The following is a 25,444-nucleotide window of genomic DNA, read 5'->3' on the forward strand; positions in this document are numbered from 1 at the left end:
ATGACCACCGTCACCGCCGAGCGCCCCTGGGTCCAGGAGATGGTCATCGTGCACCGCGTCTTCCGCCGGGAGTCGCGGTACATGCACGACCTCATCGGCGCCGTCCGCCCGGGCGACACGGCGCGCGCCGCTGTCCTGGCCGGCCTCGCCCGGGAGTACATCGAGGGCCTGCACAACCATCACACCAGCGAGGACGAGCTGCTCTGGCCCAAGCTGCTGGCCCGCGTCGACCTCGACGCCGAACTCGTGCTGCGCATGGAGGAGCAGCACCAGGTCGTCGATGCCGGGCTGCTGGAGGTCGAACGCCGGCTCGCCGCCTGGGAGCGGTCCCCGGCCGAGCCGGAGCGCGACGCCCTCGTCGCCGCGCTCGCCCAGCACCGCCGCGACCTGCTGCTGCACCTCGACGAGGAGGAGCAGCAGGTCCTGCCGCTGATCCACGAGCACCTCACGGTCGAGGAGTGGTCGGCGCTCAGCGAGCACGCGCGCGCCAAGACGCCGAAGGACAAGCTGCTGTTCGTGCTCGGCGCACTGCTGGAGGAGGCGACGCCCGAGGAGCGGGACCGGTTCCTGGGGCTGCTGCCGCTGCCGGCCCGGCTGCTGTGGAGGACCGTCGGGAAGCGCTCGTACGCGAAGCAGATGAACAAGATCAGGAATCCGTAGCCCGAGTGCGGGTGCGCGTTCCGCTTTATTGCACCTTACCATCCCCGCCCAAATGATTGATCTTGAGCAATACGGAACGTGACATTCCATAACGCTCAGTTCGAGGCATAGCCCGGGAGGTCATCGGTCCCGTCGACCGACTCGACCCGGTCGACCTGGCCGTCGAAGTCGTCGTCGTGGTAGATCAGGTCGATCCTGCCGTCGTGGTCCTGGTCGTACGCCACCTGGTCGATCAGGCCGTCATGGTTGGTGTCCCACATCGCCACGTCGGTCCGGCCGTCGTGGTCGGTGTCGGCCAGGAGCATGTCGACATGGCCGTCCCCGTCGGAGTCGTACCCGACCGTCTCGGCGTCGCCGCCCATCTCCCCGGCCGAGAGGCCAGGGTCGTCGGCGGCGCTGAGCCCGGCGTGGCCGTACGACGACGGCGTCAGCGGACCGTGGCCGAACACCGCCTCGGGGTCGGCGACGTCGTCCGGACTCAGGTCGAAGTGATAGTCGTCGGACTGCAGCCCCCAATCGGTCATACCCCCCAGCCTAGGACGACGGACCGGACGCCTCCGAACGAGCCGTCGACAGGCGGGCGCGGCGCATGCCGTAGGCGAAGTACAGGATCAGGCCGAGCGCCATCCAGACCAGGAACCGCACCCAGGTGATGACGGGCAGGTTCAGCATCAGCCACAGGCTCGCCAGCACGCTCACCGCCGGCAGCCACGGCACCAGCGGCGCCCTGAACCCGCGGGGCAGGTCGGGGCGGGTCCGGCGCAGCACGATCACGCCGGCCGAGACCAGGACGAACGCGAACAGCGTGCCGATACTGGTCAGCTCGGACAGCTCGGACAGCGGCACGAACGCGGCCAGCACCAGCACGATCGCGCCGGTGATCGCCGACATCACCCACGGGGTACCGAAGCGCGGGTGGACCTTCGCCAGCACCGGCGGCAGCAGCCCATCACGGGCCATGGCGAAGGAGACCCGGGCCTGGCCGAGCAGCAGGACCAGGATGACCGAGGTGATGCCGCAGACCGCGCCGAGGGAGATCAGGTTCGCCGCCCAGCCCTGCCCGGCCAGGTCGAAGGCCTTGGCCAGCGGCGCCGCGGTGTCCAGGTCGCCGTAGTGGACCATGCCGGTGACCACGAACGACACGGCCATGTACAGCACGGCGCAGACGACCAGCGAGCCGATGATGCCGACCGGCACGTCACGCTGCGGGCGGCGGGTCTCCTCGGCGGTCGTGGCGACCACGTCGAAGCCGATGTACGCGAAGAAGACGATCGAGGCCGCCGCGACGACGCCGAACCAGCCGAAGTGCTGGGGCGCGATGCCGGCGAGCACCTGCAGCAGCGGCGCGTCGCCGCCGGACTCCTTCGCGGCGGGCCGGGCCGCGGGGACGAACGGGGTGTAGTTCGCCGCCTTGACGAAGAACAGCCCGAGGCCGATGACGAAGAGGACGACGGCCACCTTGATCGCCACCAGGACGCCGGTCACCCGCCCGGAGAGCTTGGCGCCGACGATCGCCACGATCGAGAGCACCAGCACGATGAACGCGGCGCCGAAGTCGGGGCGGGCCTTGTCGCCGGCCAGCCACGCGGGCAGGTCCAGCAGCTCCTGCAGATACGCCGACCAGCCGCGCGACACCACCGCGGCGCCGAGCGCCAGCTCCAGGCAGAGGTCCCAGCCGATCACCCAGGCGACGAACTGGCCCAGGGTGGCATAGGAGAAGGTGTACGCCGACCCCGCGACCGGCACCGTCGAGGCGAACTCGGCGTAGCACAGGGCGGCCAGCGCGCACACGACGCCGGCCAGGGCGAACGACAGCACGATCGCCGGTCCGGCGTTGCGGGCCGCCTGCTGGCCGGTCAGCACGAAGATGCCCGTGCCGATGATCACCCCCACGCCGAAGACGGTCAGGTCGAAGGCGGAGAGGTTCTTGCGCAGCCGGCGGCCGGGCTCGTCGGTGTCCCGCATCGACTGCTCGATCGACTTGGTGCGAAAGATCGACTTGGTGCGTAAGAGGGACGACATGCCAACGACTTGCCCGAAGGACCGCGTTCCTACACGTCACACCATCCGGGAGTACTGTTAAATCTATCTGTTAAATAGGATTTTCCGCGAGGGGGCGAATGTCGATGGGGCGCACGGGCACCACGGTGGTGGTGGGTGGGGGCTGTAGCGGGGCGCTGGTGGCGATCCACCTGCACGACAACGCGGCGCAGGAGATCCTGATCGTCGATCCGGCGCCCTTCGAGGAGCTCGGCCGGGGCGCGGCGTACCGCACCCGCAACCCCGCCCACCTGCTCAACTCGCGCGCCGCGACGATGAGCGCACTCGACGGCGACCCGGACGACTTCGTCCGCTGGTGCCGCGGCCGGGGCCTGGACATCGGCCCGGCCGACTTCGCCCCGCGCGGCGTCTACGGCGACTACCTGCACGAACGCCTCCGCCGAGTCCCCTTCACCCACATCCGCGCCACGGCGACCCGAATCCACCGGGACAGCACGCTGCTCACCGGCAATCCGCCCGTGAAAGCTGACCGGACCGTGCTCGCCCTCGGCCACGCCGCGCCGGCCTGCCCGCCCGCGCTCGCCGCCGAGCTGCGCGACCACCCGCACTACATACCCGACCCGTGGGCGCCCGGCGCGCTGGACGCCGTGCGCGGCGACCGCCCGGTGGTGCTGATCGGCACCGGCCTCACCGCGATCGACGTGGCCCTGAGCCTCGAAGGGCGAGCGCCGATCGTCGCGTTCTCCCGCCGAGGCCTGCTCCCCCGCCCGCACACGCAGACGCAGCCGGCGGCGGCCGGCGATTTCGAGTACCACGGAAGCGACCTCGCCGGCCTGCTGCGCGCGGTGCGCGAGTACGCGGCGGCCCAGCCGGACTGGCGCGCCGCGGTGGACGCGATCCGCCCGCAGGCCGACCGGCTCTGGTGGCAGCTCTCGGTCGACGCCCGGCTGCGCTTCCTGCGGCACGTGGCCGCGTACTGGGAGGTCCACCGCCACCGCATGCCGCCCAGGACAACCGAAAAAATCCACAAAATGATGAAAAATCAGACACTCACCGTCACGTCGCAAAAAGTGGCACTCCACCACGCGACCGTCATCAACTGCACCGGGCCGCAGGGCGCACTGGCGACGCCGATCGGCCGGGCGCTGATCGAGGACGGCCTGGCCCAGCCCGACGCGACCGGCACCGGCCTCGACGTGGACGGGCGGGGACGGATCATCGGACCGGCCGGCAACATCTACGCGATCGGCCCGACCAGGCGCGGCGCGTGGTGGGAGACCACCGCCGTGGCCGAGATCCGGACCCAGGCCGGCGAGCTAGGCCGCCACCCGCTTGAGCGTCATGACGTGCTCCACCAGCGCGATCAGCACGTCCTTGACCGAGCGCCGGTCCCGGGCGTCGCAGAGCACGACCGGCACGTCCGGGTCGAGGTCCAGCGCCTTGGCGATCGCCGCGGCGCTGTGCTTCTGCACCCCGTCGAAGCAGTTCACCGCGACCAGGAACGGGGTGTTGCGCCGCTCGAAGTAGTCGACCGACGGGAAGCAGTCGGTCAGGCGGCGGGTGTCGGCGAGCACCACGGCACCGAGCGCGCCCAGCGCCAGCTCGTCCCACAGGAACCAGAAGCGGTCCTGGCCGGGGGTGCCGAAGAGGTACAGCACGATGTCCGGGCTGATGCTGATCCGCCCGAAGTCCATGGCGACCGTCGTGGTGCGCTTGCCCTCGACGCCGTGCACGTCGTCGATGCCGACGCCGGCGTTGGTGAGCACCTCCTCCGTCTGCAGGGGACGGATCTCGCTCACCGCGCCGACGAGCGTGGTCTTGCCGACGCCGAACCCGCCCGCGACGAGGATCTTCACCGCGAGGGGGACGTGACCGTCAGAGCGCTCGGAGACCATTGACAACCGCCTTGAGGATGCGATCGTCGGGCCGGAGCGGCCCGACGGACTGTTCGTACTCCGGTTCGTGCATCTCGATGAGCCCCTGCTGGAGCAGGTCGCCCAGCAGGACGCGCACAACGCCGAGCGCGAGATCGAGATGGGACGCGAGCTCGGCGACGGACACCGGCTCGCTCGTGCGCGCCAGGATCGCGCGCTGCTCGGGCAGGAGGTTCTGCTCGCCCGAGCCGTCGACCCGGCTCACCACGAACGCGACCAGGTCGAAGGCGCCGACCGCCGGCTTGGCCCGGCCGCCCGTCACGGCGTACGGGCGCACCACCGGGCCGGCGTCGGAGTCCAGCCAGTCGTGATCACCCGGCGGCATCGTGGGAGGGACCCGGTCGTGACGGCGCGGTGAGGTACTGCCCGACCCTGGTCACCAGCATCGCCATCTCGTAGGCGATCACGCCGATGTCCGAGTCGGCGGCGCTGAGCACCGCCAGGCAGGCGCCCTGTCCGGCCGCGGTGACGAACAGGAACGAGTTGTCCATCTCCACGATGGTCTGGCGGACGGAGCCGCCGTTGAACTGCCGCCCGGCGCTGCGCGCCAGGCTCTGGAAGCCGGACGCCACCGCCGAGAGGTGCTCGGCGTCGTCGCGGCCGAGCCCGCTGGACGCGCCCATGAGCAGCCCGTCGGCGGAGAGCACCACGGCGTGCTGCGCCGACTCGACCCGCTCGACGAGGTCGTCGAGGAGCCAGTCGAGCTTGCCGGTGCGGCTCGTCGAGTGCGTCACCTATGCGTCCCTTTCCGGAGTGTCCGTTTCGTCGTCCTCGCCGAGTTCCGGGCCGGGCTGGACCTGCCCGGCGTCGCGCCGGCCACGGGTGAAACCGGCCTGCAGCGAGGTCATCATGGCGCGGGTCTGCTCGGGCGAGCGCCCGCCGACCGACGTGGTGGCGAACTGCGCCGCCGGGATGCCGTCGACCGTCATCTCCTCCTCCGGCCGCTCGCGCAACTGCGGGGCGAGGCTGGCCTGGCGGCGGCGGCGCGGGAGCCCGTCATCGGTGAGCTCCGGCTCCTCGGTGCGATCCTCAACCGCCACACGCTGCAGCGGTACGGCGGGAGGCACCGCCGGCTCCGGCACGTACACGACCGGCGTCTCCGGCTCGCTCGCCACGTGCCGATGGCGGGGAGCGGGGGCCGGCCCGGCGTCGGCGAGCGTCGGGCGCACCACCTCGGCCGGCTCCAGCTCCAGCACCGTCTCCCCGGCTGCCTGCTGCTCCTCGGCCGGGGTCGGCGCGGTCAGCTCGTGGGTGGCCCCGGTGATCAGGTGCGGCGGGATCAGCACCACCGCGGTGATGCCGCCGTACGCCGAGGCGCGCAGCGTGACCCGCACCCCGTGCCGCGCGGCCAGCAGTGCCACGACGAACAGGCCGAGCCGGGCCGAGTTGGCCGGGTCGAAGTCCGGCGGCTGCTGCAGCCGCAGGTTGGCCTCCTCGATCGCCTCCGGCGCCATGCCCAGACCCCGGTCCTCGATCTCGACCGCGTAGCCGTTGGGGACCAGCTGGCCGCTGATCTGCACGCGGGTGTGCGGCGGCGAGTACGCGGTGGCGTTCTCGATCACCTCGGCGAGCAGGTGGATGACGTCGGCGACGGCCCGGCCGACCAGCGAGGCCTCGGGCAGGGCCAGGAACCCGACCCGCGCGTAGTCCTCGACCTCGGAGACCGCGCCGCGGATCACGTCGACCATCGGCACCGGGTTGCGCCAGCCGCGGCCGGGCGCGGCGCCGGCCAGGATGACCAGGTCCTCGGCGTGGCGGCGCATGCGGGTGGCGAGGTGGTCGACGCGGAAGAGGTCCTCGAGCTCCTCCGGGTCCGTGGTGCGCCGCTCCATGCGGTCGAGCAGGCCCAGCTGGCGGTGCAGCAGCGTCTGGCTGCGCCGCGCGATGTTGAGGAAGACCTCGTTGAGGCCCTGGCGCAGCTGGTTCTCGTGGATCGCGGACTGCACGGCGGTGCGCTGGACGGCGCTGAAGGCGTTGCCCACCTTGCCGATCTCGTCGGCGCCGTACTCCAGCGGCGGCGCCGCGGACACCATGTCGATCTTCTCGCCGTGCCGCAGCCGGGCGACCAGCTCCGGCAGCCGCACGTCGGCGAGGTCCTGCGCGTCCTGGCGCAGGCCGACCAGGCGCCGGATCAGGGAGCGGCCGATGCGGATCGACAGCAGGATCGACAGCACGACCGCGATGAGGCCCAGCACGCCGGCGCCGACCAGCCGCAGGATGATGCCGGTCGCGACCGGTCCGGCGTCGGCGACGATGACCTCGCCGAAGCGCAGGTCGAAGTCGCGCAGCTGGGCGGCGAGCCCGTCGTAGGCGTCGCGCCAGGCGTTGATGTCGACCGGCAGGGCGACCCCGGCCCGGGCGTCCGACAGGATCTTGTTCTCGAGGTCCTGCAGCCGCTTGTAGGAGTCGCTGGCCACGATCGGGCCCCACAGCGTCTGGCCGCCGGCGGGCAGCTCCACGACCGCCTCGGCGTAGGTGTTGCGCTTGGCGCCGATGGTCGCGATCAGGTCCGCGCTCTCGGTCTTCTGGAACTTTCCGGCCGCGGCCACCCCGTTGATCAGCGCGTCCTCGCGGGCGAGCAGCTCGCGGCCGCGGCTGGTGGCGATGACCGTGCGGGCGTTGCGGGTGAGCTGGGCGTCGCTGATGCCGGGCAGGGAGTTGTACCAGCGGTAGATCGCGTCGATCGGCTTGTTGTAGACGTTCATTGCCTCGCCCCGGTCGATCTGCCCGAGCGAGATCCCGGTCCGGCCGACGGTGAGCTGGTCGAACTCGGCGATGATCTCCCGCAGCCGGCCGCGGGCCAGCTCCGGGATCGCGTCCTGCAGGCTGGAGTCGGCGGCGCGGCGGCGGAAGTCGGTGAGCACCGCGTCGACCTTGGTGCGCTGGTCGTTGAGGGCGGCGGTCTCGGGCCGGCCCTCCTGGCGCCCGGTCGCGAGGTACACCTGCGTGAGCTTGCGCTCCCGCTGCAGCTCGACGATGACGTTCTCGGACGGCTTACCGCTCAGCACGAGGTACGTCTGGCTGTTGACCAGCTCGTTCGCGGCCCCGGCGGTCAGGGTCGTCGCGAACACCCACATCACCACGAGCGACGCCAATGGGGGCACCAGCAGCGTGACGATCTTTGTGCGGATCGACCAGGTGCGGATTCTCCACGACGGACTCTTCATGCGGTCGGTTCCTCGCTGAGTTTGCGGGGCAGAGGGGTGGCGCCTCGGGCATGATACGGACAGGAAGGGCCTGAAGTCACCAGCAAGGTCGTCAGGGTCTGAAACCGGCTCCGCCCCTTTTCTCGCCCTTCGCCCGGTGTACGAAAGGCGTCCGGGGGCAGCCCGGCACCATGCGACGTGGACGCTGGGTGATGGCGGTCGGGGCCTGGGTGCTGACCGCGGGGGCACTTTCCGCACTGGGCCTGCACTCGGTCGACGCGGCCCGGGACGCCCTGCTCAAGGCCGTCCGTCCGGCGCCGGGCCCGCCCGTGTCGGCCTCCCCCTCGCCGTCGCCCGGCTCGCCTCGGATCCTGCGCACGCCCGGCGGCGACATCGTGGCAGGCTGTAACGGACAGCAGGTGATGGTGCGCTATCTCAGCCCGGCCCCCGGCTTCCGCATCGCCGACGCGGACCACGCGCCCGGGCCGGAGTCCCGGGTCACATTCCGTTCCGACGGCCACGCGATTCGGGTGGTCGTGCGCTGCGCCGGCGACGGTCCGCACGCCGACTTCGCGGCCGAATAGGTCATACATCGACTTTTGTTTATATCACAGGCTTGTTTTCGTCATTGCCGATGCCAATTGTTCGGGCACCACCGCCGTGCCGACACCACGGATCGCCATCGAAGCGCAACGCTGCGCGACGGCCGCCGCCTCGGCGAGCTCCGCTCCGGCGAGCCGCCCGAGCACGAACCCGGCCAGGTACGCCCCACCCGCCCCGGCCGCGTGCGCGACCGGTGACGGCGGCGCCGCGGTGGTGACGTTCTCCGCGTCGAGGCTGAGCACCGCCGAGCCCTCCACGTCCAGGGTCACCGCGACCACGGCCGCCCCGGTGTGCCGCAGCAGCTGCCCGCGATCGCGCTGCGGGTCGAGATCCTGGGCCTCCTTGCCCAGCACCCGGGCCGCCTCGGCCCGGTTCGGGGTCACCAGGTCCGGCCCGGCCGACGCCCATGGCGCGAGGTCGTGGGCGTCGACCGCGAACAGCGGCAGGTCGAGCCGCCGCGCCGTGAGCAGCGCCCGCACCCCCGGCCCGAGCGTGCCGATCCCGTGGTCGCAGACGACGACCGCGTCCGGCTCGGTGCCCAGCGCCTCGTCGAGCCGCCGGACCAGCGTCTCGGCCGCGATCGGGGACAGCGCGACGGTGTCGCCGTCGTCGAAGCGCACGAGGACGTACCCGTCCGCGACCACCCGCCGCTTGGTGACCGTCCGCCGCCCGATCGCCGTCACCAGCCGGTCGGCCACCCCCGCGTCCCACACGCAGGTCCGCAGCCGCGCCCCGGCGTCGTCGTCCCCGACCGCCCCGACCAGCGTGGTCCGCGCCCCGAGCGCGGCGAAGTTCGCCGCGGTGTTGGCCGCCCCGCCGCACACCTCCCGGGTGGAGTCCAGCGTGATCACCGGCACCGGCGCCTCCCGGCTCAGCCGGGCCGGCCGCCCGCGCAGCCACCCGTCGAGCAGCGCGTCCCCGATCACGAGCACCGAGGCGTCACGCCACCCCTCGGCCAGCGCGGCGAAATTGCCTGAGGTCTGCATCCGGGCGCCCGTACCCGACTCGGCGCGCTTCATTCCCTGCGACAATCGGCCTATCGAACGCGCAGACGTGGCGATCATCGGCGGGGGCATCGCCGGCCTGTCCCTCGCCGCCGAGCTCGCCGAGCTGGACGGCCGGCTGGCGGAACAGTCCGGCGGCACGCGCCCGGAGCTGCGCATCGTGCTGCTCGAGCGGGAGAATCAGTTCGCCTACCACAGCACGGGCCGCTCGATCGCGGCCCTGTCGGAGACGGCGGGCAGCCCCGAGCTGCGCGCCCTGACCCGCGCGTCCCGGATCATCCTCGACTCCCTCGGCGCCGAGTCCGGCACCCCGCTACTGCGCACCCGCCCGGTCGTCTGGGTCGCCGGCGAGGACGACCTACCGGCCCTCAACGACCTGCTCACCGCGAACCCGAGCCTGCGGGGCGTCGACCCGGCGGCGGCCCGGACGCTCTGCCCCGCCCTGCGGGCGCAGGCCACGGCCCGCGCCGCGGTGGAGCGCACGGCCCAGGACGTGGACGTGGACGGGCTGCAGCGGCAGTACCGCACCCGCGCCGCGAACGCCGGCGCCGTCCTGCGTACGGCCATCGGACTGGAGACGGGCGCCTGGAACGCGGCCCGGGCGGAGTGGACCCTGACCACCGACCGTGGCGAGCTGACCGCGACGCGGGTCGTCAACGCCGCGGGCCCGTGGGCGGACGCGGTCGCGGCGCGGCTGGAGGTCACCCCGGCGGGCCTGACGAACCTGCGCCGCACGGTGGCCATCACCACGGCCGAGGGGGTCGGCCCCGCCTGGCCGCTGGTCATGGACGTGGCGAACCGCTTCTACTTCCGCCCGGAGCGCGGCGGCCTGCTGGTCTCCCCCGCGGACGAGACCCCGTCCCCGCCGACGGACACGGTCGCCGCGCCGCAGGACGTCGCCCTGGCGGTGGAGCGCGTGACGGCCGCGACGACCCTGCGGCTGACCCTGGTCCGCACGAGCTGGGCCGGCCTGCGCACCTTCACCCGCGACCGAAACCCGCTGGTGGGCCCGGACCCCCGGCAGGCGGGCCTCTTCTGGTTCGCCGGGCTCGGCGGCACCGGGATCCAGACCGCCCCGGCCCTGGCCCGCCTGGCCGCGGCCCAGATCCTCGGCGAGCCGTACGAGATCCCGGGCCTGCGCCCCGCGGCCCTGCTCCCCCGCTGAGCCCGGACCGCCCCTACGCGCCGGCGGAGAGCTCGCCCCGCGCCGCCGGGACGGCGGGTGCCGCGGGCAGGGCGCCGGGGGTGCGCAGCAGGGCGCGGTCGGCGTCATCGACGAAGGACAGGTCCGCCTCCACGTGCCGGGTCGCCGCCGAGAGCAGCAGCGCCACCACCGGATCCGCCGCCTTGCGGCGCAGGCCGTCCAGGTTGCGCAGCTCGCGCATGAGATAGGTGCGCTGGTGGGTCAGCACGGTCCGGACGGTGTCCGCGTCGCCCGAACGCGCCGCCGCCGTGACCTTCAGGAAGAAGTCGTCGCGGAACCCGCCGCTGCGCGGTGACGCCTCGCCCAGCCACCGGCGCAGCTCGGCCCGGCCCGTCTCGGTGATCTCGTACACCACCCGGTCGGGCTTGACCGCCTGCGCGTGCCGCTGCGAGCTCACCATCCCGTCCCGGGAGAGCCGATCCAGGATCTGGTAGAGGTGGCCGATGTTCAGCGGTCCCCACTGCGGCCCGACCGCCGTCTCGAAGGCGCCCTTGAGCTCGTAGCCGTGGCTCGGGCCGCGCGACAGCAGCGACAGCACCGCGTGATGGATCGGCATGCGCAGAACCCTACGGGTGACCCTGTTCATCTGGGCACATCTACGGGGGCGCGTGGCGAGGTCGGCCAGCCGCAGCGGGTCGCGGCTGCCGCCGGCCCACGAGCCCACCCGGCAACCTCGACCCGGCCATGCGCGTCGAGCGCGGCACAACGGTCCTGCCGGCCACGCACGAGCAGCAGATCGCGGCCCGCTGCGACTGGCTGATCCGCCTCGCCGGCGGGCGAACCGCCGGAATCGACCCTGACGCGCGCCACCGAGCTGCGGCTTTAGCCGGGTTTTGCCCCTTTTCACAGGTATCATCGGGCTACGGGAATTGCGGGTTGGGGGTGGAATGCCGCAACTCGACACCGGCGTACTCGCGCAGCCCGAACGCCTGCGCGCCCTGCGCCGCGCCCACATGCTGCTGAACTCGTCATCGGCCCCGGTCGACGGCCTTGTCCGGCTCGCCGCCCGCTCCGTCGCGGCCCCGGTCGGCCTGCTCACGCTCGTCGATGACGAGCGGATGCACGTCATCGGCCGGCACGGCCTGCCGCCGGACCTCGACCGGGTGCAGGCTGTGCCGGCGACGAGCTCGTTCTGCCAGTTCGTGGTCAGCGAGGACAGCCCGCTGGTGGTCCGGGACGCGCGCGACGATCCGGTGCTGCGCGACCTGGGCGTCGTCCACAGCCGGCACATCACCGCGTACCTCGGCCAGCCTGTCCACGACGCGGCCGGCCACACGCTCGGCGCGGTGTGCGTGACCGACTCGGTGCCGCGGCACTGGACGGACGAGGACGTCGCCGCGATCGCCGAGTGCGCAGGGCTCATCGAGGTGATGCTCGCCGCCGAGACCTCCCGGGAGGACATCGCGCTCGCCGCCGCGGAGACGGATGCGGTACTCGAGACCGCCCTCGAGGCCTTCGTCGCGATCGATCTCGCGGGCCGGATCAGCCGGTGGAACCACGCCGCCGAGCGCACCTTCGGCTGGTCGGCCGAGGAGGCGATCGGCCAGCACGTGCACGAGCTGATCATCCCGGAGCGGTTCCGGGCCGCCCACCGCGCGGGCCTGACCCGGCTCACCCGCGGCGGCGTGCCCCGGCTCATGGGCCAGCGCCTGCAGCTCTACGCGGTCAACCGCGCCGGCGTCGAGTTCCCCGTCGAGATCACGCTCAACGTCGTCGACGGCCCGTACGGCCGCCACGCGCACGCGTTCATCTACGACATCAGCGAGCGGGTCACCGCCGAGCGGCAACTCGCCCGGGAGCGGCACTTCCTCAGTGCCCTGCTCGACAACCTCGACGCCGGCGTGGTCGCCTGCGACGAGCGCGGCCGGCTGATCCTGTTCAACCGGGCCATGCGCGACATCACCGGCCACGACGCGAACGGCTCCACCGCCGACGCGTGGACCGCGCCGCGCAGCGCGCCCGGCGGCGAGACGATCGAGGGCGACGAGATGCCGCTGACCCGCGCGTTCCGCGGCGAGCACATCCGCGACGCCGAGTTCGTCATCCACCTGCCCGGCCAGCCGCGCCGCTCGTTCACCGTCAACGCCCAGCCGATCCGCGACTCCGACGGCGCCCGCCTCGGCGCCGTCGCGGCCCTGCACGAGGTCACCGAGCGCCGCCGCGCCCAGCGCCTCATCGAGTGCGAGCTGGCGGTGTCGCGAATCCTGGAGCAGGCGACCTCGATCGAGGAGGCCGGCCCGGAGCTGCTGGAGACCGTGGCCCGCACCCTGCACTGGCCGCATGCCGAGATGTGGCTCGTCGACAAGGTCGGCAACGTGCTGCGCAGCGCCGGGATGTGGACCGAGCCCGGCTACGAGATCCCGCCGCCCGATCCGCTCGCCCCCGGCAAAGGCGTCTCCGGCGTCGCCTGGCAGACCGGCCAGCCGGCGTGGATCCCCGACATCTCCGCCGTCGGCAGCCGCCTCAACGTCCCGCCCCTGGCCAAGTACGGCCTGCGGGTGGGCCTGGCGATCCCGATCCGCCACGGTGGCGAGGTCACCGGCACCCTGAGCTTCTTCGGCGACGCCGCCGAGGAGCCCGCGCAGTCGCTCATCGCCCTGCTCTCGGGCATCGCCGCGCACGTCGGGCAGTTCCTGGAGCGCCGGCGCGCCGAGGACCTCGCCCAGCAGCTGGCCCGCACCAAGGACGAGTTCATCGCGCTGGTCGGGCACGAGCTGCGCACGCCGCTGACGTCCATCTCGTCGTACACCGAACTGCTGCTGCACGACGAGCACGACGACGACGAGACGCGCGAGCAGTTCCTGGCCGTGATCGCGCGCAACGCGGAGAACCTGCGCGCGATCATCGACGACCTGCTCGACCTCGCCGGCCTCGAGAGCGGCTACGTCACGATGGTCGAGCGACCGCTGGACTTCGCGGCCGTCGTGCGCGAGGTGGCCGACGCCAACGCCGGGGCCGCGCAGGAGAAGGACCTCGATGTTTCGGTACTGCTGCCCGAGGGCGCCGCACCGGTCTCCGGCGACCCGCCCCGCCTGCGCAAGGTGGTCGACCACCTCGTCACCAACGCCGTGAAGTTCACGCCGGCCGGCGGCCGCGTCGAGATCCGCCTGGACAGCGACATGGCGGGCGTCACCCTGCGGGTCGTCGACACCGGCGTCGGCATCCCCGAGGAGGAGCGCTCCCGGCTCTTCGAGCGCTTCTTCCGCGGCTCGAACATCCGCAACCAGGGCGTCCCCGGCACCGGCCTGGGCCTGGCCATCAGCCGCACGGTCGTCGAACGCCACGGCGGCAAGATCACGCTCACCGACCACGGCGACAAGCCGGGAACCACGTTCGTCGTTCGCCTGCCCGCGTACTGCCCGTGAGTTTGTTCGCCGCGCATCCACTGCCGGCGAGTTTGCGTGCTTGCTTCCTTCGGGCAAGCTGGTTCCATGCGGTCCCGATGGTTGCCATTGCTCCTGGTGAGCGCGCTGACACTCAGCGCGTGCTCGAACTCCGGCACGACGTGGAAGAGCCCGGGCGGCGGCAGCTCCGGAGGCGCCGCCGAGGCCAAGAAGATCCCGATCACCTCGCCCGCCGACGGCTCCAAGGACGTCCCGACCGCCGTTGACCTGGTCTTCTCCGGCCCGGCCACGGCGACGGTCTCGCTCAAGGACGCCTCGGGCGCCGAGGTGACCGGCGCGGCGGCCCAGGAGTCGACCGCCGCGTCGCCGGCCCCGTCGGCCGCCACCGACGGTGTCCACTGGGTGCCGGACAAGCAGCTCAAATGGGCCACGGAGTACACCGCCACGGTCACCGCCGACGGCGCCACCGGCACCGTGAAGTTCACCACCATGGCCAAGCCGGCAAGCCTGGTCCGCGTCACCAGCCAGGTCGGCGACAACCAGGTCGTCGGGGTCGGCATGCCGATGATCCTGTCCTTCGCGCAGGACATCCCGAAGGACGCGCGGGCCGGGGTGCAGAAGCGGCTCTTCATGTCCTCCGACCCGCCGCAGGAGGGCGTCTGGAACTGGTTCAGCGCCAAGGAGGTGCACTACCGCCCGAAGGAGTACTGGCAGGCGGGCACCAAGCTGAAGCTGCGCGCGGCCCTGGGTGGCGTCTCCTTCGGCGGCAAGAGCTACGGCGGCAACGACCTCACGGTCGACACCACGGTCGGCAAGAAGCTCATCATGGACGTCGACAACGCCACGAAGAAGATGACCATCACCGAGGACGGCGTGGTGCTCAAGACGATGCCGGTCAGCCTGGGCAAGCCGAGCAACCCCTCCGACAGCGGCAACTTCATCGTGATGGTGAAGAACGAGTGGGAGTGGTTCGACTCCTCCACCTACGGCGTGCCGGTCGACTCCCCCGACGGCTACCGCACCAAAGTACAGTTTCCGCAGCGCATCACCTGGAGCGGCCAATACATCCACGCCGCCCCCTGGTCAGTCGCCGACCAGGGCAAACGCAACGTCTCCCACGGCTGCGTGAACATCTCGCTGGAACTGGCCCAGTGGCTCTACGGCGTGACCCACATCGGCGACCCGGTCATCGTGAAGGGCACCGAGGAGCGCGTGAAGTACGGCGACGGCTGGACCGACTGGGAACTCCCCTGGGACCAGTACGTCAAGGGCAGCGCCCTCTGACCGTCGCCTTCCACCGGAGGACCCGTTTTGGCTGGCCGCAGGGTGACCTGGTAGCCTGATTCATCGCGCACGGTGACGCGTCGTTGTTCCATGCGCTCAAGGAAACCAACCGAGCTATCAAGACGAGGCTGTCGCGTGGCGAACATCAAGTCCCAGATCAAGCGCAACCGGCAGAACGAGAAGCGCCGCCTGCGCAACAAGTCGGTCAAGTCGTCGCTGAAGACGGCCATCCGCAAGTTCCACGAGGCGACCGCCGCCGGCGACAACGAGACCGCCGCCGCGCTCCTGCGTGACGCTTCCCGCAAGCTGGACAAGGCCGCCAGCAAGGGCGTGATCCACAAGAACCAGGCCGCCAACCGCAAGTCGGCCATCACCAAGAAGCTGAGCACGCTGACCTCCGCCTGACCCCAGGCCGGCCCGCAAACCCGCGGCCCAGCTCCACCCGCACCAGCGAAAAGCGCCGCCCACAAAACGTGGAGCGGCGCTTTCGCTATGCCCAAACCCTCCCCGTACTCCCACCCCACCAGCGCGTCACTCTGCCCAGAGCCGCCCGGTTGACCCGCCCCACCACCGGACCCCACCCACGCTGCCCTCACAAAGGCGCCTCCAGCACCGCCCGGCTCGCGCACTCGGCACCCACGGCCCCACCAGAGTTTCCTCGCACCGCTCTGGCCCACCCCTCACACCGCCCAAGCCCGCCTACCCAGCCCTGCCCGCCCCGCGCCCCTTCACGCTGCCTGAATCCCCCTTCGGACTCCCGCACTGCCACGCCTGGACTCTCTTCGCACCGCCCGGGCTCGGCCTCCTCGTAGGGGTTCAATCGAGAGGTCCTTCGGGGCTTGCAGACGTGCTGGTTGGCGCCGCAAGTCTCGGCCCCGAACGATCCCAAAGATCAACTAAACCTACGAGGTGGGGACCTTCACTGGCCACGAGTGAGGACCTTCTCGGCGGCCACGGACACTGCCCAGGCCAGCCCGGCTGGCCCGCCCGCCACCCGCGCTCGCCCCACCCCACCAAAGCACCCCGCGCCCTGCCCATCCCGCCACCGCGCCCGCCCCTCGAACTGCCCCGACTCGCCCTGATAGGACGCCCCGCCACCGGGGAACGGGCTCGCTTCGACCCGACCCCTCGAACTGCCCAGGCTCGCCCCGATGGCACGCCCCCGCCACCGGGAACGGGCTCGCATCGACCCGGTGCCAGGACTCACCCGCTGCCCGGGCCCGCGCGCTCGGCCCTGCCCTGGCCGAAACGACCGACCACGCACCGCCCAGCGCGGGGCCTTCCCCAACTAGAAGGCACTCCAGGCCGCTCAAGCAAAAAGTGGCCTTGGAAGCCCCTGGCAAGCCCAGCCTGCCAAGCCCTTCCAAGGCCACCGCACGACCGGCACTCGCATGCCGGATAAATCGGATCTATCGGTTACCTGCCGGCTCGCGAGGCGGGCCGGCGGAAACGAAGTTCAGTCGCCGCGTCGATCAGGCGAAACGGCCCTGGTTCACGCTCCCGGTGCGCTGCCGGGTCACCTCGTCCTCCGAGCGCCAGCCCCGATCGGCATGCCGCCCCGTCGCCAAGTGCCCGGAGGCGACGCTGTCGGCGTCTTCCGCGCGCCGGCGTCCGGGCGCCTGCTGCCGGGCATGCCGTCCGCCGCCGGCCTCCCGGTTCAGCGAGCGGCCCTCGGTCGCATCCCGCCGCCGCTCGCCGTCATCGCCCGCGTGCGAGCCGTCGTACCCATCCCCGTGACGCCCCTCGGCGGCCCGGTACGCCTCGCCGCGGGCCGCCAGGTCCCGGGCCGCCTGCTCCCGGCTGGCCGGCTGAAACTCGGCCCCGGGGCTCTCTCCCGTGTAGTCGGACGCGTAGCTGGGCTCCCAGTCCCCATACATCCCCCACGAGGCCCGCGTCCCGTAGGAAGACCGCGTGCTGCGCCAGGCCGCCTGATCCGCCCACCCGGTCTCGTCGTCCCACTCCGCGGCCGGCTGGGCGGGCGGATACTGCCCGCCGCCGTGGTGCGCCGCCTGATGCTGCCCCGTCGAGTGCTGCCCGGCGCCGCCCGGCGAGTCCGCCCCGTATCCGTACGAGCCCGGGTACCCGGCCCCGTTCGCGCCATATCCACGCTGGGGCTCTCCCCAGGCCGCCCGGTCACCCCAGGCCGTCTCGTCCCCCCAGTTGGCCTGCGCGCTGCCCCCGGTCTCCGGCATGCTCCACGCCGCCTGGTCCCCCCACACGTTGGTCTCCCCTGGCCGGCCGGCCGGCACCCCGGCCGGCCGCACCGGCTCGGCCGCGTGCTCCGCCCACGGGTCCTGCGCCGGCCGGTCGCTCCACCCCGAAGGATGCAACGGCCGCGACCGCTGGAACCCGTGCGAGTCGGTGTCCGTCCACTCGTCCGCGACCGCCGCAAACCCGCCGTGCGGGTAGCCCGGCCCGGAGTAACCGTCCCTCGCGGAGTAACCGTCCGACGTGGAGTAACCGTCCGACGTGGAGTAACCGTCCCTGGTCGAGTAACCGTCCGGCGTCGAGTAGCCGTCCGGCGAGTATCGGGTCTCGGGCTGCGCGGCGGTGTCGGCGTGTGCCGGAGCCGGCGCCGCCTCAGCGTCGGCCGGCACCTCGTCCGAGGCCGGCGAGATCCCGTAGCCGGCGTCGACCGGCGCCCCGTCCGCCGAACCCTCCCCGGCCGCGTGCCGCGACCCGCTGTCCCGGGCCGGCACCGAGATCTTGATGACCCCGACCTTCTTGCGCTGCGCCGGCGGCTCGACGGTCCGCGTGCGCACGCCGGCTGGCGTGCCAGAGCCCGTACCGGAACCGGCGGCGGTGGCGGGGCGGGCCGCGGCGGTGCCGGCGCGGGCGATCTCCGCGCGATCGAGCGCGGTCGCGGTCCGACGGGGAACCGAGGGCCTCTCGCCCGTGCGGACATCGCGATCCACCCGAGTGGATGACGCTCGATCGGGTGAACCACGCTCGGCGACTCGAGCCAATGCGCGGGCGCGGCGGGAGCCGCCGATCACCATGTCGTTGACCTTGACCATGATCGCCACGACGGCCGGGAGGACGGGGACCGCCCACCAGCTGACCAACTCGGCGAGGGCCAGCAGGACGCCGACGGCGACCATGCACTCGAACAGCAGGAAACTCACGAACCCGCCCACGTGCAGGTGCCGAAGCCGCAGCGCACGCACGTAGAGCGGTGCCTGGTGCGCCAACCCGTTGCTCGTCGTCATCGTCCTATTCCTCCACCGCGCGCAGCGACCACTGCGAACACCGCCCGCTCGAGCGCATAGCCGCGGTCATCCGCTCCACCCTTCACGGCGGCGTTGCATTCCGCAGCCGCCCGCATGGCATCAACGAGCGCCTCGGCCGTCCAGCCACGGGCTTGGCGCTGCGCGCGTTCCACCTTCCACGGAGGCATTCCCAAACTTCCCGCGAGTTGATATGCGCTGCCCTTCCCGGCGGCGGCGACCCGCGCGACCGTGCGGACCCCGTCCGCGATGGCGTCGGCGATCGGCACCGGGTCGACCCCGACGTGCAGCGCCCACCGCAGCGCCTCCAGCGCCGCGGCCGCGTCCCCGACCATCACGGCATCGGCGACGGTGAACCCGGAGACCTCGGCGCGACCCTTGTAATACTGCGCGACGACCTTCGCGTCGATGCGCCCCCCGGTGTCGGCCACCAGCTGCGAGCAGGCCGCCACGATCTCGCGCAGGTCGTTGCCGACCGCCGCGAGCAGCGCCTCGGCCGCGTCCTCGCCGATCTTGCCGCCCTGCCGCCGGATCTCGTTGCGCACGAAGTCGACCCGCTCGCGGTGCTTGCTGATCTTCACGGCGGGCACGACATCGGCCCCGGCGGCCTTGAACCCGTCGGCGAGCGCCTTGCCCTTGGCCCCGCCGGCGTGCGTGACCACGAGCACGACGTCGTCCTCGGGCGCCTTCGCATACGCCACCAGCGCCGCCGACACGTCCTTCTTCGCGTCCTGTCCGTCGAGCACCACGATGACCCGCCGCCCCCCGAACAGCGACGGGCTGAGCATCTCGGCCAGCTCCCCCACGACCAGCTCGCCGCCGGGCCGTTGCCGCACCTCGGTCTGCGGGTCCTCGTCGCGGGCGGCGGCAACGGTCTCGGCGACGGCGCGGGAGACGAGCAGCTCTTCGTCGCCGATCACCAGGCGAAGGCGGGGAAGGTTCGACACGCCAGCCATCGTGTCATCCCTTCCCGGCCGCTACAGCCAGGCGCCCTTCGCCGTCGAGGAGGACGGCGAGATCCCCCTGCTGGTCGGTGCGCATCACCCGCGCCCCACCCCGGGCCAGCCGCGCCAGGAGCACGGCGCTGGGGTGGCCGTAGTCGTTGCCGGCCCCGACGCTGACCAGCGCGATCCGCGGCGCCACGGCCTGCAGGAACCCCTCGTCCTGATAAGCGCTCCCGTGATGGGCGACCTTCATCACGTCGGCCCGCAGCAGCCCCGGATCGTCGGCGGCCAGCAGGCTCAGCTGCTCCTCCGTCTCCGCGTCCCCGGTCAGCAGCACGCGCACCCCGCCGGTCCGCACCGCCAGCACCAGCGAGTTGTTGTTCGGATCCGATCGGGTGCCGGTCACGGGCCGCACCGGAGCGAGCACGTCGATCCGCACGCCCCCGACATCCAGCCCCGACCCCGCCCCGGCCGCGACCCGCGGCACCCCGTGCGACAGGACGCTCCCGCGGGCGGCGGCGGGCTCGGCGAAGTCCGGCACCAGCAGCCGGTCGACCTGGCGCCCGCGCAGCACGCCGTCCAGCCCGCCGACGTGATCGACGTGAAAGTGGCTGACGACCAGCAGCGGCACCCGCCGCACGCCGAGCCGCCGCAGGCACCCGTCGACGAGGTCCGGCTCCGGCCCGGCGTCGACGACGATCGCCGCCCCGGGGCCGGCCGCCACGGCCAGCGCGTCGCCCTGCCCGACGTCGCAGGCCACCACCAGCCACCCCGGCGGCGGCCAGCCGGAGGCCAGCAGCCGCACGGGCACGGCTCCCAGCACCGCGGCCACCGCGGCGACGAGGACCCAGCGCCGCACGACCGCCCACCGGAACCCGACCAGCAGCGCTGCGATCAGCACCCCGAGCAGCAGCCCGCCCCAGACCCCGCCGGGCCACGGCAGCAGCCCGGCGGGCACGTCGGCCCCGCGATGAGCGACGAACACCAGCCACCGCGCGGGCCACGAGGCCAGCCAGGCCGCGAAGGCCGCGAGGGCCGGCGCCACCACGGACAGCACGGCCGCGACGATCCCGATGACCGTCGCCGGTGCGACCGCGGGCGCCGCGAGCAGGTTCGCCGGGATGGTGGTGAGGCTGACGCCGGCCGAGATCGCCGCGATGACGGGCGCGCAGGCGGCCTGCGCCGCGGCGGGGACCGCCAGCGCCTCGGCCGCCACCCGCGGCCAGCCGCGATCCTCCAGCGCCGCGGTCCACCGGGGCGCGATGAGCACCAGCCCGCCGGTGGCCAGCACCGACAGCGCGAACCCGGCGTCGACGGCCAGCTCCGGGTCGACGACGACCAGCCCGAACACCCCGGCCGCCAGCGACGGAACCGCCGCCCGCGGCCGCCCGACCGCCAGCGCCACCAGTCCGAGCCCGCCCATCGCCGCGGCCCGCAGCACGCTGGGCGAGGGCCGGACGAGGATCACGAATCCGGCGAGCGCCAGCACGCACACGAGCGCGGCCACCCGGGGCCCGGCCCGGCACCACCGCACGATGACGAGCACCAGTCCGACCACAATTGCCAGATTCGCCCCGGAAACAGCGGTCAAGTGGGTCAATCCGGTGGTCCGGAAGTCGTCGGCGAGGGCCTGGTCGAGCCGGCTGGTGTCGCCGACCACCAGCCCCGGCAGCAGCCCGCCCGGCTCGGCGGGCAGCCCTTGGCAGGCCCGCTGCAGCCCGGCCCGCAGCGAACCGGCCGCCCGCTGCACCCACGGCGCCCGCCCCACCAGCTGCGGCCCGGCGCTCACCGAGAGCACCGCCGCTCGCAGATCGCCGCCGTCGGGCGGCGACAGCCGCGCGGAGGCCTCGACCTCCTGCCCCGGCAGCAGCCCGAGCCAGCCCTGGTCCCGGGCGAGCACCAGCACGCGCGCCGAGATCGCGATCCGCCGTCCATCCCCCGCGGCGACCCACTCGAGCCGGGCCGGAACGACGACGGTCGCGCTGCGCCCCAGCCGCGGATCGTCGGAGATCCTCAGTCCGGCCCGCACGGTGGCGTGCCGCTCGGCCAGCCCCCGCAGCGGCTCGGCATCCCGCTGCCCGACCCGGGCCGCCGTCGCCGCCGCGCCGCACGCCACCCCGAGCGCGCAGGCGGCCAGAACCCACCGGTGGCCGTCCCCGAACCGCCCCGCGACGGCCGCCACCACCAGGGCGCCCCCGGCGACCGCCCACCCGCCCCCGGCCGGCAGGAACAGCGCCCCGATCGCCGCGAACCAGCACCCCAGCGCCGCCCCGGCGAGGCGCAGATCCGCGCTCATACCGTCACGCGATCCTTGAGCTGCGCGAACTTCGCGTCCCCGATCCCGTCGACCTGCCGCAGGTCGGTGACGGCCCGAAACCCGCCGTGCTGATCGCGAAACTCCACGATCCGCTGCGCGAGGACCTCCCCGATCCCGGGCAGCTTCTGCAGCTCGGCAACGGAGGCCGTATTGAGATTGATCAGCCCGGACCCGCCCCCGGACCCGGAGCCGGGCGGGGCCGGGGGCGGCGTCACCCCGATGGCGATCATTTCGCCGTCGACCACCTTGCGGGCCAGGTTGACCCCGGTGAGATCGACGCCCGCGGCCACCCCACCGGCCGCCTCGATCGCATCCGCCACCCGCGATCCGGGCGGCAGCCGCACCAGACCGGGCCGGTTCACGCGCCCGGTGACCGAAACGACCAACATCACCGGTGCCGCGGAAGACACACCCGACGCAACCCCGCTGACCGCCGGCGCCGCGGTCACATGCGGCCGCGAGAACCACACCAGGCCGGCCGAGACGCACACCACCAGCCCGGCCACGACCAGCAGCACCCGGACCCCACGCCGCCCCGGATCGATCGAGGGCAGCGCGGGCCTGGGTCTTCGCCGATCCTGAAAGGTCTCATCCCACGGATAGGCATCGGGCAGCTCGGTGACCCGGGCGAGCCGGTCCGAGGCGGCAGTCTCGTCATCCATGCCCGGCACGCTAGGCCGAACCGGCCCACCCCCGCCGCCCCCTGTGGACAACTACGCGTCAGCCTGTGGACAACCCTCGACCCGGTGGACCACGACGGCCACCATCCCCGGCCCGACATGGGCCCCGACGACGGCTCCGACCTCGGTGAGATACGCGCCCCGAAGCCGCTCCCCGAGCCGCTCCTTGAGCGTCGTGAGCAGGGCGTCCGCCCGGTCGGGGGCGGCCAGATGGTGCACCGCGACGTCGGCGTCGGCGGACCCGGCGGACTCGACCGCGATGTCGGCGAGCCGGGCCAGGGCCCGCGAGGCGGTCCGGACCTTCTCCCGGACTACGACGCCCTGCCCGGTCGTGTGGAGGATCGGCTTGACGGACAGCGCGGTCCCGAGCAGGGCCGCCGCCGCCCCGATCCGCCCGCCGCGGCGCAGGAACTCGAGCGTGTCGACGTAGAACAGCGTGGTCGTACGCGCCGCCGCCGCGACGGCCGCGGCCCGCACCTCGGCGAGGGTCGCCCCGGACGCGGCCGCGTCGACGGCGGCCAGCGCCGGGAAGCCGAGCCCCATCCCGGTCGACTCGGTGTCGACGACCTCGACCCGCTCGCCGAACTCGGCGGCGGCCAGGACAGCGGCGTCGTAGGTCCCCGACAGCCGCGCCGAGAGGTGCACGGACAGGACGCTTTCCGCGCCCTCGTCGAGCAACCGGCGGTACACCTGCGAAAACGCCTCCGGAGAGGGGCGCGATGTGGTGACGGCGACCCGGCGCGCGTTGAGCGCCTCGGCGACGGTCGCCGAGTCGATGTCGACGGTCTCCAGGCCCGGCACGCCGTTGACGACGACGGCGAGCGGCACGACGGTGAGGCCCCCGCCGGCGGCGGTGGCGGGCAGCGGCGGCAGATAGGCGGTCGAGTCGGTGACCACAGCAACGGCGGGGTGTGGGCCGGTCATGCCCGCACGGTAGCGGATCGCGCCCGCGGGCACGAAGGGATCACTTCTCCACGCGGGTGACGCGGAAGGGTGTGCCCTGCTGACAGGTGGTCATGAGGTCGGGCTCGGGCGTGCCGTAGACCGTCAGCTCCGCCCCGCTCTTCATCGCCGCCCGGTCCCCGCCAACCAGCAGATAGGTCTTGGTCCCGGTCGCGAGCAGCACGCACCCCGGCTCGACCCCGTCCTTGATCGTCCCCCGCAAGGTGGTCATCGAAAGGGACGAACCGGCCGAAGGGGAGACCGATGGGGAGGCCGGAGACGGGGGCACTACCGAGGGCGGAGGCGCGGTGACCGGCTCCGACGCGGACCCGCATCCAGCGAGTCCGAGCAGGAGCCCACCACCGGCGATCAGCGCTGCGAACCTCATGACACTCCGACGCTAGCCCCACAGAAGCGGTTCCGCAGGAACCTAGGGAAGGTTGTGGGCCTCGAGCATCCACCCCCGCAAGGGGTGATACCGAAGGTGCGTGCGGTGACAGTTGTGCAGCGCCCCCATCCGGGGAGCCTGCTCCAGCGGCCACCCGAGCAGCGAGACCGTGGCGAACCGGGCCGCCGCCCCGTGCGTCGCGGCGACGATCACGGCGTCGGGCCCGGCCGCGGCGACGGTTTCCTGCAGCGCCTCGACCATCCGTTTGGCCACCGCTTCGATCTCCTCGACCCCGGCGTCGCCGACCTCCTCGCCGTGCTTCCAGCGCGCGAACGCCTCCGGCCACCGCGCGCCGACCTCGTCGTGGTCGAGCCCCTCCCACTCACCGAACCCGCGCTCACGCAGCCGCGGGTCGTGGGTCACGGCGAGCCCGGACACCGCGGCCAGCGCCGCGGCCGTCGTGGCCGCCCGCCGCAGGTCGCTGGCGATCAGGACGCTCGGCCGGAGCGCGGCGACCCGGGGCGCGCTCTCGGCGGCCTGCTCGACGCCGACTTCGGACAGGGCCGTGTCGGTCTGCCCCTGAATCCGTCCGGCCGCGTTCCACTCGGTCTGCCCGTGCCGCCACAGAACCAGCAGCGTCATGCGGTCGCGGGGAGGTCGCGGTCGACGAACTCGATCTGCGGGCAGTCCTTCCAGAGCCGGTCGAGCGCGTAGAACTCGCGCTCCTCGGTGTGCTGGACGTGCACGACGATGTCGACATAGTCCAGCAGCACCCACCGCCCGCCGCGCTCACCCTCGCGGCGCACCGGCTTCGCCTTGTCCGGCAGCTGGACCAGGCGCTCCTCGATCGCGTCGACGATCGAGAGGACCTGGCGCTCGTTCGGCGCCGAGGCGAGCAGGAACGCGTCGGTGATGACCAGCTGGTCGGCCACGTCGAGGATCACGATGTCCTCGGCCTTCTTGTCGGCGGCCGCCTGCGCAGCGGTGAGCGCCAGCTCGCGGGCACGATCAGTGGCGGGCACCGGACTCCCTTCGTCGAAGCACCCCGGCCGGTTTCACCGGGCTGGTTCCAGCCTCTCACGCGGGTACGACATTCTGCCTCTCAGATGTTGCCGACTTTTCGGTACAAACCGCGCTTTGCGATGTATTGGACCACCCCGTCGGGCACCAGATACCAGACCGGCTTGCCCTCCTCGACCCGCCGCCGGCAGTTCGTCGAGGAGATCGCCATGGCCGGGACCTGCACCAGGCTCACCGTGTCGGCCGGCAGGTGCTCGGCGTTGAGCTCGAACCCGGGCCGGGTGACGGCCACGAAGTGCGCGAGCTCGAACAGGTCGGTCGCGTCCTTCCAGGACAGGATCTTGCTCAGCGCGTCGGCGCCGGTGATGAAGAACAGTTCGGCATCGGCACCGTACGCCGTGCGCAGGTCACGCAGCGTGTCCACGGTGTAGGTCGGCCCGCCGCGGTCGATGTCCACGCGGCTGACCGTGAAGCGCGGGTTGGAGGCGGTGGCGATGACCGTCATGAGGTATCGGTCCTCGGCCGGGCTCACCGCGAACTCGCTCTTCTGCCAGGGCTGCCCGGTCGGCACGAACACCACCTCGTCCAGCCCGAAGCGGTCGGCCACCTCGCTCGCGGCCACGAGGTGCCCGTGGTGGATCGGGTCGAAGGTGCCGCCCATGATGCCCACACGCATCACCGCATCGTAATGATCGAAAACCGGTCACCCGAACGGGGCGCCGGGTACGACGCTCACGAAGCGTCAG

General features: G+C 72.7%; 23 protein-coding genes and 1 pseudogene. 7 read left to right on the forward strand and 17 right to left on the reverse strand.

Features of this window, described 5'->3' with window-relative positions; translation table 11 throughout:
* Positions 1–660 (forward strand): hemerythrin domain-containing protein, encoded by a 660-nt coding sequence (locus tag ACQPY0_RS51945; RefSeq protein ID WP_432979021.1) that lies wholly within the window; start codon positions 1–3, stop codon positions 658–660.
* Between the two features lie 95 nt (positions 661–755).
* Here ACQPY0_RS51945 and ACQPY0_RS51950 read toward each other — a convergent pair whose 3' ends face one another.
* Together ACQPY0_RS51950 and ACQPY0_RS51955 are read right to left on the reverse strand one after the other, a co-directional pair.
* Positions 756–1,184, reverse strand: a complete 429-nt coding sequence (locus ACQPY0_RS51950; RefSeq protein ID WP_432979024.1) for a hypothetical protein — start codon at positions 1,182–1,184, stop codon at positions 756–758.
* A gap of 10 nt (positions 1,185–1,194) precedes the next feature.
* Entirely contained in the window at positions 1,195–2,682 is a 1,488-nt protein-coding gene (locus tag ACQPY0_RS51955) for an amino acid permease (RefSeq protein WP_432979027.1), read from the reverse strand.
* A gap of 104 nt (positions 2,683–2,786) precedes the next feature.
* Here ACQPY0_RS51955 and ACQPY0_RS51960 point away from each other — a divergent pair.
* Positions 2,787–3,155 (forward strand): annotated as a pseudogene (locus ACQPY0_RS51960) (FAD/NAD(P)-binding protein); the annotation flags it as partial.
* Positions 3,156–3,977: 822 nt separating this feature from the next.
* On the opposite strand, the gene ACQPY0_RS51965 reads toward ACQPY0_RS51960, so the two are convergent.
* From ACQPY0_RS51965 to ACQPY0_RS51980, 4 genes are read right to left on the reverse strand one after another with little or no spacing between them, the layout of a single operon-like run.
* A complete protein-coding gene (locus ACQPY0_RS51965) occupies positions 3,978–4,556 on the reverse strand; it encodes a GTP-binding protein (protein ID WP_432995767.1) in 579 nt (192 codons plus the stop codon).
* Positions 4,537–4,920: a DUF742 domain-containing protein gene (locus tag ACQPY0_RS51970; RefSeq protein WP_432979030.1), complete on the reverse strand. Its 384-nt coding sequence runs from the start codon at positions 4,918–4,920 to the stop codon at positions 4,537–4,539. Before ACQPY0_RS51970 ends, ACQPY0_RS51965 begins: the two co-directional genes overlap by 20 nt.
* A complete protein-coding gene (locus tag ACQPY0_RS51975) occupies positions 4,907–5,329 on the reverse strand; it encodes a roadblock/LC7 domain-containing protein (RefSeq protein WP_432979033.1) in 423 nt (140 codons plus the stop codon). Before ACQPY0_RS51975 ends, ACQPY0_RS51970 begins: the two co-directional genes overlap by 14 nt.
* Complete coding sequence (locus ACQPY0_RS51980; protein ID WP_432979036.1) at positions 5,330–7,762, reverse strand: sensor histidine kinase; 2,433 nt, start codon at positions 7,760–7,762, stop codon at positions 5,330–5,332.
* A gap of 170 nt (positions 7,763–7,932) precedes the next feature.
* Between ACQPY0_RS51980 and ACQPY0_RS51985 the strand changes: the two genes are divergently transcribed.
* Positions 7,933–8,325, forward strand: coding sequence for a hypothetical protein (locus ACQPY0_RS51985; protein WP_432979039.1), 393 nt, complete (start codon positions 7,933–7,935; stop codon positions 8,323–8,325).
* A gap of 24 nt (positions 8,326–8,349) precedes the next feature.
* Here ACQPY0_RS51985 and ACQPY0_RS51990 read toward each other — a convergent pair whose 3' ends face one another.
* Entirely contained in the window at positions 8,350–9,330 is a 981-nt protein-coding gene (locus ACQPY0_RS51990; protein ID WP_432979042.1) for a bifunctional heptose 7-phosphate kinase/heptose 1-phosphate adenyltransferase, read from the reverse strand.
* A gap of 67 nt (positions 9,331–9,397) precedes the next feature.
* On the opposite strand from ACQPY0_RS51990, the gene ACQPY0_RS51995 reads away from it, so the two are divergent.
* Positions 9,398–10,513, forward strand: coding sequence for an NAD(P)/FAD-dependent oxidoreductase (locus tag ACQPY0_RS51995; RefSeq protein WP_432979045.1), 1,116 nt, complete (start codon positions 9,398–9,400; stop codon positions 10,511–10,513).
* A 13-nt stretch (positions 10,514–10,526) separates the two neighbouring features.
* Here ACQPY0_RS51995 and ACQPY0_RS52000 read toward each other — a convergent pair whose 3' ends face one another.
* Positions 10,527–11,108, reverse strand: a complete 582-nt coding sequence (locus ACQPY0_RS52000) for a PadR family transcriptional regulator (protein WP_432979048.1) — start codon at positions 11,106–11,108, stop codon at positions 10,527–10,529.
* A 331-nt stretch (positions 11,109–11,439) separates the two neighbouring features.
* On the opposite strand from ACQPY0_RS52000, the gene ACQPY0_RS52005 reads away from it, so the two are divergent.
* The 3 genes from ACQPY0_RS52005 to rpsT all read left to right on the forward strand — a co-directional run bounded on the left by ACQPY0_RS52005 (position 11,440) and on the right by rpsT (position 15,585).
* Entirely contained in the window at positions 11,440–13,917 is a 2,478-nt protein-coding gene (locus ACQPY0_RS52005) for a PAS domain S-box protein (RefSeq protein ID WP_432979051.1), read from the forward strand.
* Positions 13,918–14,013: 96 nt separating this feature from the next.
* Entirely contained in the window at positions 14,014–15,180 is a 1,167-nt protein-coding gene (locus ACQPY0_RS52010) for an Ig-like domain-containing protein (protein WP_432979054.1), read from the forward strand.
* A 135-nt stretch (positions 15,181–15,315) separates the two neighbouring features.
* Complete coding sequence (gene rpsT / locus ACQPY0_RS52015) at positions 15,316–15,585, forward strand: 30S ribosomal protein S20 (RefSeq protein WP_432979057.1); 270 nt, start codon at positions 15,316–15,318, stop codon at positions 15,583–15,585.
* 1,067 nt (positions 15,586–16,652) lie between these two features.
* Here rpsT and ACQPY0_RS52020 read toward each other — a convergent pair.
* The 9 genes from ACQPY0_RS52020 to nadD form a co-directional block, all read right to left on the reverse strand.
* On the reverse strand, positions 16,653–18,389 hold the full coding sequence (locus ACQPY0_RS52020) for a hypothetical protein (RefSeq protein ID WP_432979060.1): 1,737 nt from the start codon (positions 18,387–18,389) through the stop codon (positions 16,653–16,655).
* Positions 18,386–19,363: a DNA polymerase III subunit delta gene (gene holA, locus ACQPY0_RS52025; RefSeq protein ID WP_432979063.1), complete on the reverse strand. Its 978-nt coding sequence runs from the start codon at positions 19,361–19,363 to the stop codon at positions 18,386–18,388. The genes ACQPY0_RS52020 and holA overlap by 4 nt, the downstream gene beginning before the upstream one ends.
* A gap of 4 nt (positions 19,364–19,367) precedes the next feature.
* A complete protein-coding gene (locus ACQPY0_RS52030; RefSeq protein ID WP_432979066.1) occupies positions 19,368–21,647 on the reverse strand; it encodes a DNA internalization-related competence protein ComEC/Rec2 in 2,280 nt (759 codons plus the stop codon).
* The gene (locus tag ACQPY0_RS52035; protein WP_432979069.1) at positions 21,644–22,330 is read right to left on the reverse strand and encodes a helix-hairpin-helix domain-containing protein; all 687 of its coding nucleotides are present in this window, start codon (positions 22,328–22,330) and stop codon (positions 21,644–21,646) included. Before ACQPY0_RS52035 ends, ACQPY0_RS52030 begins: the two co-directional genes overlap by 4 nt.
* Positions 22,331–22,381: 51 nt before the next feature.
* A complete protein-coding gene (locus tag ACQPY0_RS52040; RefSeq protein WP_432979072.1) occupies positions 22,382–23,272 on the reverse strand; it encodes a DegV family protein in 891 nt (296 codons plus the stop codon).
* 40 nt (positions 23,273–23,312) lie between these two features.
* Positions 23,313–23,522: a hypothetical protein gene (locus tag ACQPY0_RS52045; protein ID WP_432979075.1), complete on the reverse strand. Its 210-nt coding sequence runs from the start codon at positions 23,520–23,522 to the stop codon at positions 23,313–23,315.
* 198 nt (positions 23,523–23,720) lie between these two features.
* A complete protein-coding gene (locus tag ACQPY0_RS52050; protein WP_432979078.1) occupies positions 23,721–24,320 on the reverse strand; it encodes a histidine phosphatase family protein in 600 nt (199 codons plus the stop codon).
* Positions 24,317–24,700 (reverse strand): ribosome silencing factor, encoded by a 384-nt coding sequence (gene rsfS / locus ACQPY0_RS52055; RefSeq protein WP_432979081.1) that lies wholly within the window; start codon positions 24,698–24,700, stop codon positions 24,317–24,319. The genes ACQPY0_RS52050 and rsfS overlap by 4 nt, the downstream gene beginning before the upstream one ends.
* Positions 24,701–24,780: 80 nt before the next feature.
* Positions 24,781–25,359, reverse strand: coding sequence for a nicotinate-nucleotide adenylyltransferase (nadD, locus tag ACQPY0_RS52060; protein WP_432995769.1), 579 nt, complete (start codon positions 25,357–25,359; stop codon positions 24,781–24,783).
* Positions 25,360–25,444 lie beyond the last annotated feature (85 nt).

Origin of the sequence: Dactylosporangium sp. CA-233914 (genome assembly GCF_050942935.1) — a bacterium.
In the GTDB taxonomy this organism is placed as follows: Bacteria; Actinomycetota; Actinomycetes; order Mycobacteriales; family Micromonosporaceae; genus Dactylosporangium.